General features: G+C 44.6%; 6 protein-coding genes and 1 tRNA gene. 2 read left to right on the forward strand and 5 right to left on the reverse strand.

The window, feature by feature from the left end:
- Positions 1 to 212: 212 nt before the first annotated feature.
- Positions 213 to 1,448 (reverse strand): CinA family nicotinamide mononucleotide deamidase-related protein, encoded by a 1,236-nt coding sequence (locus AB4232_RS09140; RefSeq protein WP_372086973.1) that lies wholly within the window; start codon positions 1,446 to 1,448, stop codon positions 213 to 215.
- A gap of 208 nt (positions 1,449 to 1,656) precedes the next feature.
- Between AB4232_RS09140 and AB4232_RS09145 the strand changes: the two genes are divergently transcribed.
- Positions 1,657 to 2,568, forward strand: coding sequence for a DUF3943 domain-containing protein (locus tag AB4232_RS09145; protein ID WP_009848852.1), 912 nt, complete (start codon positions 1,657 to 1,659; stop codon positions 2,566 to 2,568).
- Positions 2,569 to 2,820: 252 nt separating this feature from the next.
- Entirely contained in the window at positions 2,821 to 3,333 is a 513-nt protein-coding gene (locus tag AB4232_RS09150; protein WP_372086974.1) for a glycine cleavage system protein R, read from the forward strand.
- Positions 3,334 to 3,444: 111 nt separating this feature from the next.
- Here the strand turns inward: AB4232_RS09150 and nspC are convergent, their stop codons facing one another.
- The 4 genes from nspC to AB4232_RS09170 form a co-directional block, all read right to left on the reverse strand.
- Positions 3,445 to 4,584, reverse strand: coding sequence for a carboxynorspermidine decarboxylase (gene nspC, locus AB4232_RS09155; RefSeq protein ID WP_372086975.1), 1,140 nt, complete (start codon positions 4,582 to 4,584; stop codon positions 3,445 to 3,447).
- Positions 4,585 to 4,783: 199 nt separating this feature from the next.
- Positions 4,784 to 6,037 (reverse strand): carboxynorspermidine synthase, encoded by a 1,254-nt coding sequence (locus AB4232_RS09160; protein WP_372086976.1) that lies wholly within the window; start codon positions 6,035 to 6,037, stop codon positions 4,784 to 4,786.
- 8 nt (positions 6,038 to 6,045) lie between these two features.
- Positions 6,046 to 8,997, reverse strand: a complete 2,952-nt coding sequence (locus tag AB4232_RS09165) for a pyridoxal phosphate-dependent class III aminotransferase (protein ID WP_372086977.1) — start codon at positions 8,995 to 8,997, stop codon at positions 6,046 to 6,048.
- A 1,069-nt stretch (positions 8,998 to 10,066) separates the two neighbouring features.
- A tRNA-Gly gene (locus AB4232_RS09170) sits at positions 10,067 to 10,142 on the reverse strand.
- Between the last annotated feature and the right edge of the window lie 48 nt (positions 10,143 to 10,190).

Here is a 10,190-nt window from a genome sequence, read left to right on the forward strand (position 1 = left end):
ACTTAGCGCGATTAGTACAATGTTGAATCGTTAACAGAAAAGCTTAAAAATTTAAGGGCCCGATAATCTTCATTATCAGGCCCTTTTTGTTTTTCATGTTGGCTCAATCAGACAACTCGCTTATTGCACCAACTCGGCTTTGTTGATGTATATGATTTATTACATATATAGCTTTATAGCTTTAACTTGGACTTTATAGCGTTGACTTGGTTTTATAGTACCGCTTTAGGAATAAACATGTCTTTCAATCGCTTAACCGAAGAGTAAGTACCAAACATCGGTTTGTTGTCTAGATGCCTTCTCAGCATATCGGCGGCAACGGTCTTAATCACGTTGCGTTGGTCTTCGCGTGAGTACTGACGATAAAACTCAAGCACCTGTCCCCACTCTCCTGCTTCAGTCGACAATGCGACGCTGAATGTGTTGCCTTCTAATTTACCAGTAACCAAAGCCAGTTCTGTACCGCACTTCTCTCTTGTAGCGCCAGCCAGTGCAAAGGTTGCGGCTAATGGATCACTCTTTTCAAGTTCGCTCTCTTTTGGCTCAGCCATGACCCATGAATGCCCAAAGCAGTCTTCAACCTGCTCATTCAATTGCAGCCACGCTGATAGGGCGCCTTTGGTCGACACTTCAGATACAGATAACGTCTTCTTTTTTTCCGCCATGATGTGTCCAATATGGTCAATCATTGGCTCATCAACGCTCACGACATTACTCTCTAGCAGCTTGTAAACCATTTGCAGAAGCTTAACGCGAGTTTCTAAGTCTGCCTTAGGACCAAACAGTTTGACCTCAATAAAAGGCAGATAAGAGCGGTAGCCAAGTTCATAGCCTACTGGAAGCTTAAGCTGGTCTAACACATCCGAGATACCCGATTCAGACAAACCAAACGTAAACAATCGACTGCATTCAGAGGCAACCACTTGAGGGTAGGTACGCGACAAGTCAGGAAGAATCTCAAACGTCACCATACGTTTGAATTCACTCGGTACACCAGGAGTAAAATAGAAAGTCGCATCGTTGATTTTCAGCTTGAAGCCGCAAGCCGTACCCACAGGATTATCAACAATCTCTGAACTCGCGGGTAATAAAGCTTGCTTAAGGTTACTGTCAGGCATCGGCATACCACGTCCAGAGAACATCTCTTCCATACGAGTCAGCCACTCAGGGAACATGACAAGCTTTTGATCTGAGGCCGCAGCCGCAGCCGCCGCACTCATATCATCAGTTGTCGGCCCCAAACCACCATTGACGATAACCACATCATAGTTGAAGCTCAGCATCAGCAGTTCTTCGATCAGAGCGTTCATTTGGTCGCCCACAGTTGAACGCTTTGCCAAAGCAAAGCCGTGCTGATAAAACTCAGCAGACATCCAAGCTGCGTTTGTGTCGACAATGTCCCCATGAAGAACTTCTTCACCAGTGCTTAACATTGCGATTTTCGTCATATTTATATCCCTTGTGGCCATTAAAAGACACGGCATTATTTACAAACTAGTCTAAGGTTGAGTTTGAGTCATTCACCTTTTCACAAATATTACTAATGCTTAATCTAAGGTTTTCTTAGGAAAAGCAATAAATTATTAGTTCCCTAAACTAAGCATTTAATAGATAATTGTGACTCGGATCAATTATTAACTTCTCATGGAGACCCTTGTGGCCAAATCACCGTTACTAACGAAGGTTACTGCTGCATTTACAATGCTAATGTCAGTTAACTCGGTTGCAAGCCAATACGACTTCGACCAACCAATCAACCTTTCTTATTCGGATGAATGCGCTCAAGATTACTGTGTTAATGAAAGCTTGTACACCTATAAGCCTAGTAACAATTATGCGCTAAGCGAAACAAGCGACCAATATGATTTAACCATCGAAAAACAACCACTCTACCTTACCGTTAGCGATGGCAAAGATTGGGATTACCTCATGGGCCAAACTTATACCATTCTTGGTTTAAGTGTCGCAACCGTTGGTCTCATGACGCTTTTACCTGAAAGTATCACTAAGTGGGATGATGACCAGCGTGATATCAGTGCACTAGGTAAAAAATGGAAAGATAACGTTTCTGAAGGCCCAGTATGGGACCGTGATGAACACTTCCTAAACTACGTAATGCATCCGTATTTCGGTGGTGTTTACTACACCGCAGCTCGACATGCTGGTTATGACGAGTTTGAGTCTTTCTTATACTCTTGGACAATGTCGACATTTTTCTGGGAATACGGCGTAGAAGCGTTTGCTGAAGTACCTTCATGGCAAGATATCTTTATTACACCATTCTTTGGGGCTGTTGTCGGTGAAATGATGCTAGAAGCAGAGCAAGACATTGTTGCTTCAGGTGGCGAAGTGATGGGCTCTCAAACCATGGGTGATGTTTCATTATTCTTCCTCAACCCTGTTGGCCATATACACTACTGGGTAAGTGATGCATGGGGTGGTGACGCAGAAGTTAATCTGAATACTAACCCTTGGTGGGATAACAAAGACGCAGCCCGATTCGCCTACGATGCAGGGGCAACATATGACTCTCAGTTTGTTGGTATGAACTTTAAAGTAACGTTTTAAATCGGCTTCCAGTCTCTGAACTCTAAGTTACTGCATTTCACATAAATGCGACAACTCTTCTAAAAGCGGCTCTCTAGCCGCTTTTTTTGTGCCCTACTCTTCATTCTCTTTTTTTGCATCACAGCTTAGTTTCAAAAATTGACACAGGTCAAACATTGTTCGATGTAACCTTCTACACTGAAATTAAAGAACTTTATCGCGTGATATCAAACATTTAATTAGCAACGAACAATTGAGACTTTGGGGGCTGATATGAACAGTACATTTATCGTAAACTTTATCGGACAAGCATCACCAGCAACAATCAAGCAACTTGCTGCAGTTACTCACGAAAACGACGGGAAATGGCTCATCAGTAAAGTTAACTTTATTGAAGATCAAGTTGCAGGCGTATTAAAGATTCAACTTCCTGCCATCAACGAATCAATTGTTAAGGATGCTTTCAGTGCCAATGCTGACTTGATCGTGCAGTTTTTTGATTCAGACCACACTCACAACGCACAAGACACAATACATCACTTACGACTTGACTCTAACGACCGAGCTGGCATCGTCAACGAAGTGACACATGTACTAGACAGACAAGGGATTAGCATTCTAGATATGGATTGCCACCGAGTATTTATCGCTGGTGGCGGTGGTGTTAGCTCAAGCCTATTTACTTCCAAGATCGCCGTGAAGTTGCCAATTGAAGTCTTGATTGATGATGTCGTAAATGAATTAGAAACGCTCAGTGAAGATACTCGAGTGATGATTGAGAGCTAACGGATAGCATTTCACTTCTATCCTTACTCTTTTCTCTGGTAACAGTTATCTAAAAACAAAAAGAGTAGCTCACCGACTGCTCTTTTTATTGTTCAGAAGCTTATGACTCAGTTACTTAACTGACCACTGTGACAGAGAACGTTTAAAGTCTTCATAGCCAAACTCATTCAGCTTTTGAACGTCGCCATTGGCGCGCTCGCAGTAGATTGAAGGCATTTTAAGGCCGTTGAACCAGTTCAGTTTCACCATGGTGTAACCTGCACTGTCTAGCAGGTGCAGCTTTTGACCAATCTTAAGTGGCTCGTCAAAGCTAGCTTCGCAGAACTGATCGCCAGCAAGACATGAGCATGAACCAATCACATAGTCATGGCTACCGTTTTCAGAGGCTTCTAATACCGATGCTGGTTCATTATAGATAAGCGTATCAAGGCGATGTGCCTCGGTAGCTGAATCCACAATAGCGGTTTTCTTCACGTTCTCTACGATATCAACCACTGTCACAACCAAGTCAGTTGTTTTAGTGATGATGGCTTCACCCGGCTCAAGGTACATCTGCACGCCGTGCTTTTCAGAGAAGGCTTTTAGCGCAAGACCAAGCTTTTCAATGTCATAGCCCGGCCATGTGAAGAACACACCACCGCCCATGCTCACCCAGTCCAATTTATCTAAATGCTCACCAAACTGTTCTGAGATTGAATCAAGTAGGCCGATAAACGCATCAACGTCTTTGTTCTCGCAGTTCATGTGGAACATTACACCATTAATCTCATCGAAGATTTCCGGTTTAATGTGATCTGCTTGCACACCCAAACGCGAGAATTGACGCGCTGGGTTAGCCAAGTCTTGTCCTGCATAGCTCACGCCCGGATTTAAACGTAAACCCAATGAAGCTCTATCTTCAACAATATGACGGTAAGCAGCAAGTTGACTTTGAGAGTTGAAGATCATCTTGTCGCAGATATCCGCAACTTCTCTCACGTCATCTTCGCTGTAACCCACACTGTAAGCGTGCGTTTCACCACCAAAGGTTTCGTGGCCAAGCTTGACTTCGTATGGGCCAGAGCTTGTCGTGCCATCGAGGTAAGGTTTGATGATGTCAAACACCCCCCATGTCGAAAAACACTTGAGTGCCAATACCAATTTCACACCTGAAATCTCTTTCAGTTGCTTGGCTTTCTCTAGATTCGCAATCAACTTGTCTTCGTTGATCATGAAATATGGGGTTTTTAGTTCTTCTTTCTTAAACGTCATTTTTGTAAACACTCAAGCAGCATCTATAGATGGAAAGGTAAATTAACAATTTTGGTGTGATTTATTTTGATTTTGTCCTGTCCGAGCGCAGTGAGTTACAAAATCAAAATAAATGATACCAAAGCTTCAAGGCTATCATCATCGAAAAGGGAACAATCCATGTCCCCTTTAATTAGCAATCAAAACAAGAAATCAGTTCTTATTTTTTCAGCTCTTGAATCACAGGAAGACCTTGGCCTGCTTCAAGTTCTTGAACATGCCAATCTAGCCCGATTTCCGGCATGGTTGCTAGGAACGGGTCTGGGTTTAGCTGTTCCATGTTGAACACGCCTTTATCAGCCCATTCGCCACGGAAGAACTGAAGTGCAGCAGTAATCGCAGGTACACCTGTTGTGTAAGAGATCGCTTGGTGCTCTACGTCTTCGTAAGCCACTTCGTGGTCTGCGTTATTGTAGATGAATACGCTACGCTCTTTACCGTCTTTCTTACCTTGAACCCAAGTACCGATACACGTTAAACCTGTGTAACCCGGAGCCAAAGATGTTGGATCTGGTAGCAGCGCTTTAAGAACATGAAGAGGCTGAACCACAGTGCCGTCGTGCAGTGTTAGCGGATCAGGGCTAAGAAGGCCGATATCACGCATGCAGTTGAAGTAGTTCAAGTATGCATCACCAAAGCCCATCCAGAATTCTATACGCTTAGCTGGGATGAATTCCTTCATTGAACGCACTTCATCGTGTGCCATTGAGTAAACTTTGTGAGAACCACAGTTCGGGAATTCAAACTCAAGCATACGAGAGTGGCAAGGTACTTGCTTCCACTCTTCATTTTCCCAGTAGAAAGAATCACCTTGGATCTCAAGCATGTTGGTTTCTGGGTCAAAGTTTGTCGCAAACTTCTTGCCGTGGTCGCCAGCATTGACGTCCATTACATCAATTGAGTCAATCTCATCGAACAAGTGCTTAACCGCGTACGCTGCAAAGATTGATACCACACCTGGATCGAAACCAGCGCCAAGAATACCTGTGATGCCCGCTTCAGCGAACTTCTCACGGTAGCCCCACTGCCAATCGTAAGCTTGTGGTACTTGTTGGCCTTCAGAACATAGGTCAACCGCAACCGATGTATCTAAATAAGATACTTTAGATTGGTAACACGCTTCCATGATTGCCATGTTTACCCAAGGAGGACCAGCGTTGATCACTAGATCCGGCTGAACTTCTTTAATCAAAGCAACAAGCGCATCAACATCATCAGCGTCTACTGAACGTGCTTCTAGTTTCTTAGTTGAATCTTTAAGGTTGTTTTTACCCTTGATAGATTCGATGATTTTTTCACACTTCGCGATTGTGCGAGAAGCGATTGTGATATCACCCAGTACTTCGTTATTTTGTGCTGCTTTGTGTGCAACAACCCAACCAACGCCGCCTGCACCAATTTGTAGAATAGCCATAGTTTTAATTACCCTTGTTGTTCTGCTAGCTCAATAGCTAAAGTTTGAATTTTGTTAATTAGAGATTTGAAATCTGATGTCGTTAAGCACGGATTCAAGATTGTAAATTTCAGCGCACTTTTACCGTCGACGACCGTTTCGCCAAGCACGGCAACACCACGAGTCAGCGCCTCCAGTCTTAACGTCTGATTCAGTTTGTCTAAATCAAGAGCGTTGTGTGCTGATTGCCCATTGTTAGGCACCGAACGGAACAACACAGTCGAAAGAGACGGCTCAGCAAGCAGCTCAAAATCGTCATGCTTCTGAATCAGGTCGGCAACCTCAAGCGTCTGCTCTAGGAGATGATCGTACATATCACCCAGTTGCTTTGGCCCAACGCTTTGCATGGTCATGAAGACTTTCAGTGCATCGAAACGCTTGGTGGTAGCGATAGACTTATCGACTAGATTTGGCAGCTCATCGTGTTCACGATTCAAGTAATCTGCGTGATGCAGTAAGTACTTAAAGTTCGATTTGTCTTTCAGAAGCACAGCACCACAGCTGATGGTTTGGAAGAACAACTTGTGGAAGTCGACACTCACTGAGTCCGCTTTTTCGATACCTTTCAGACGAGCTTTGTGGCTACTTAAAATAAGCGCGCCACCGTAAGCACTGTCGACATGGAACCAAAGGCCTTGTTGGTTGGCGATATCAGCAATCGCTTCCAGGTCATCAATAGCACCGTGATCGGTTGTGCCCGCCGTACCAACCACAGCAAAAGGAATCAGACCTTGAGCTTTAAGTGCTTTCACTTCTGCGTCTAGCAAATCTGGCTTTATGGTGCCATTTGCATTGGTATCAACGCAGCACACTGCTGTTTCGCCTAACCCTAGTAGAGAAGCTGACTTTTGAACCGTGAAGTGAGATTTCTTTGAACATAAAATACGAAGCTTGCTTGCGTATTCTGGTAAGCCAAGCTTTTGGATTGAGTGGCCATTGTGCTTATCTGCAACCCAGTCTCTCGCAAGCAATAAGCCCATTAGGTTACTTTGCGTGCCACCGCTTGTGAAAACACCGTCAGCTTGTGCGCCAAGTTGGTATTTGTCACACATCCAATCCACCACACGCTGCTCAACATAAGTCGCAGCAGATGCTTGGTCCCATGAATCCATTGATTGATTCAACGCCGCGATAATCGATTCCGCAGCTACCGAAGCCATAAGAGGAGGAGTGTGAAGGTGTGCAATGCAGTCTGGGTGTTGCACGAAGATGGAGTTTGCAGCGACAAGATCTGCAGTGCTATCTACAACATCAACCAAAGCGTGTTGATTGTTATCGAGATCAACAGCATTGATAGCTGCTTCTAGCACTTTTGGATCTAAACCCGAATAAGGGGTTTCAACTTGTTCAAAAACGGCTTTCATTGCTTGAGTGGTTTGGTTCATCACACTAGCAAATTCGTCGCTACCGCCTAAACCTGTCTGGATGAAATGCTTGTTCCATTCTTGGTTAGTTTGTTCGCTTGAAGCTGGGTCTTGTTGTAAACCACCACCCGCTGCGATGATCGCTTCTTCCATGACGCGCAGTGCAAAGTCGATCTGCTCAAAAGAGATAATCATTGGCGGAAGGAAACGAATTACGGAACCATCGCGACCACCCTTTTCAACCATCAAGCCGCGCTCTAATGCTGCTCGTTGAATAGCTAGAGTCAGTTCGCCGTCTGATTGCGGCTCGCCAAATTTGTTGAGCTCACCATTTGGTTGCTTGATCTCAGCGCCAAGCATCAAGCCTTTACCACGAACTTCAGCAATACAGTTCACACGCGATTGAATCTTCTCGAGCCCGTGACGTAAATATTGGCCTGCGATGTTCGCGTGCTCGACTAAACCATCTCGCTCGATGATTTCCAACGCCTTAGCGCCAGACACCATTGCTAATTGGTTGCCACGGAATGTACCGGTGTGCTCACCCGCTTTCCAAGTATCAATACTCTTATCGAATACAAGCAGCGACATAGGCAGTCCGCCACCAATCGCTTTAGACAAGCATAAGATATCAGGATTAACGCCTGACTCTTCAAATGCAAATCGATGACCCGTTTTACCCACACCACACTGAATTTCATCAAAAATCAGTAGGATGCCATGCTCATCACAGATGCGACGTAAACCTTGTAGCCAAGACGCCGGAGCTGGAATCACACCGCCCTCACCTTGCACAGGCTCAACGATCATCGCCGCTGGTTTCATGATGCCAGACTCGTCATCGTTCAACATACGTTCGATGTAACGAATGCTTGCGTTAGCACCTGCTTCACCACCAATGCCAAACGGGCAGCGGAGGTTGTATGGGAAAGGCATGAAATGTACGTCAGACATCAAGCCGCTACGACGTTCTTTAGTGCCGAGGTTACCCATCATGCCCATGGTGCCGTTCGTCATGCCGTGGTAAGCACCGCGAAAAGCAAACATAGTGTTACGACCTGTGGTTTGCTTGGCTAGCTTGATCGCGGCTTCCACAGCGTCAGCGCCAGACGGGCCACAGAATTGAAGAACCGAGTTCGTTGAAAAGTCTTGAGGGAGAAAAGCTTTTACTCGCTTGATAAACGTCTCTTTTGCTTGAGTCGTAATATCAAGTGTCTGATATGGCAAACCAGAATCGAGTTGGTCTTTAAGTGCTTGGTTAATCTCAGGGTGGTTGTAGCCCAGAGAAAGTGTACCTGCACCAGCTAAGCAATCGAGAAAGAGTTGGCCACGAGTATCTTCAACTAAAACACCACATGCTCGTTTAATAGCAATTGGTAGGCGTCTTGGGTAAGAGCGAACATCCGACTCATGCTGTTCTTGCTCTAGCAAAATAGCGTCAGGCGTTAGGTCGTAAGTTCCCTCTACGATAGGAACCATAGTTGAAAATGAATTTGCGATAGTATTAATATCGACTTCAAAGGCGGTAGTCATAAAAGTCCCCTTGAATGTGTTCATACTCACCTCCATAACACGCAAATACCCACTAGCTCTCTTTAAATTTGGAGAGAATTCATAGTGAAACACGCGTATTGTCTAGAAATGAGATATAGCTGGACGCTCGCATAAGTCAAATGACGAATACGAAATTAGGCCGTCTTAGGACAGCAGAAACTAGTTAGCGTGAGCTCAAGGTTCAGTAATGCTACTGTTTTGAAGAATTGGACATTTTTGCAGGATCGGGCAGCTATGAGGAGCTGGTCCCTTTGGAAATGCAGAGCTGATTAGCAATGTTGTTATTAGTGTGTTCAATGTTGGGTTTCCCATTAACATGACGAACTGCGCCATAAGTATCCCGTCTATCAGCTAAAGAATTAGCCGATACCTACCCTACGTAATGTCCCAATCAGCAAGAATGGTCATTACGCGTATCCCCCAGAAGCAATCGTTGCTCTTCTTGAACATTGTTCATTCCGAGATTGCCCGAAAAATAACATAAAGTGAAATGAACGATCAATAGTTTTTAATAATGACTTAAGAAATAAGAACAACGATTAAGCAAGAGCTGTAATAATCATCAACCTAATTTTTAAACAAGATCCTCGGTTCACTCGTTCCTCATGCCGAGGATGACGAAGTGAGTATACAAGCTGTGTTGGAGAGGCTTCGAGAGTATTGCGTCTTTCCGTTCTCCCCAGTATGAGGGGCGGGCTCATAAAGATCCCTTACATCATGCCGTTATAATGCTTTATTCAAGAAGCTATCTGACGCAATAGGTTAAACACTCGTTAGTTAGCAGGCGATAAGTAGAGCCCCGGTTCGCTCGTTCCTCACGCCCGAGGATGACAACGCGGGTATACAAACGTTGCTAGTGAGGCTTTGAGATCTCAGCACCCTTTCGTCATTCCCTAGTACGAGGAACGAGTTCATAGGGAATCTTGCTTTTAAAACGAAGTTAAAGGTATGAGAATTTCAATATTTTACCCACCGTCTAACTAGGGGGAATCAAATAGGAAAAATGTGAGCCAGAAAAAGCTGAACAACAGAAACCAAAAAGCCCGAACATTTCTGTTCGGGCTTTTTAATTTGGAGCGATACATCGGGTTCGAACCGATGACCTCAACCTTGGCAAGGTTGCGCTCTACCAACTGAGCTAGTATCGCATTTGCTACATCCGTTAAGACGTAGACTTTAATAGATGGTGCCCCGGG

Source organism: Vibrio sp. 10N.286.46.A8 (assembly GCF_041470165.1).
Lineage (GTDB): Bacteria > Pseudomonadota > Gammaproteobacteria > Enterobacterales > Vibrionaceae > Vibrio > Vibrio tasmaniensis_A.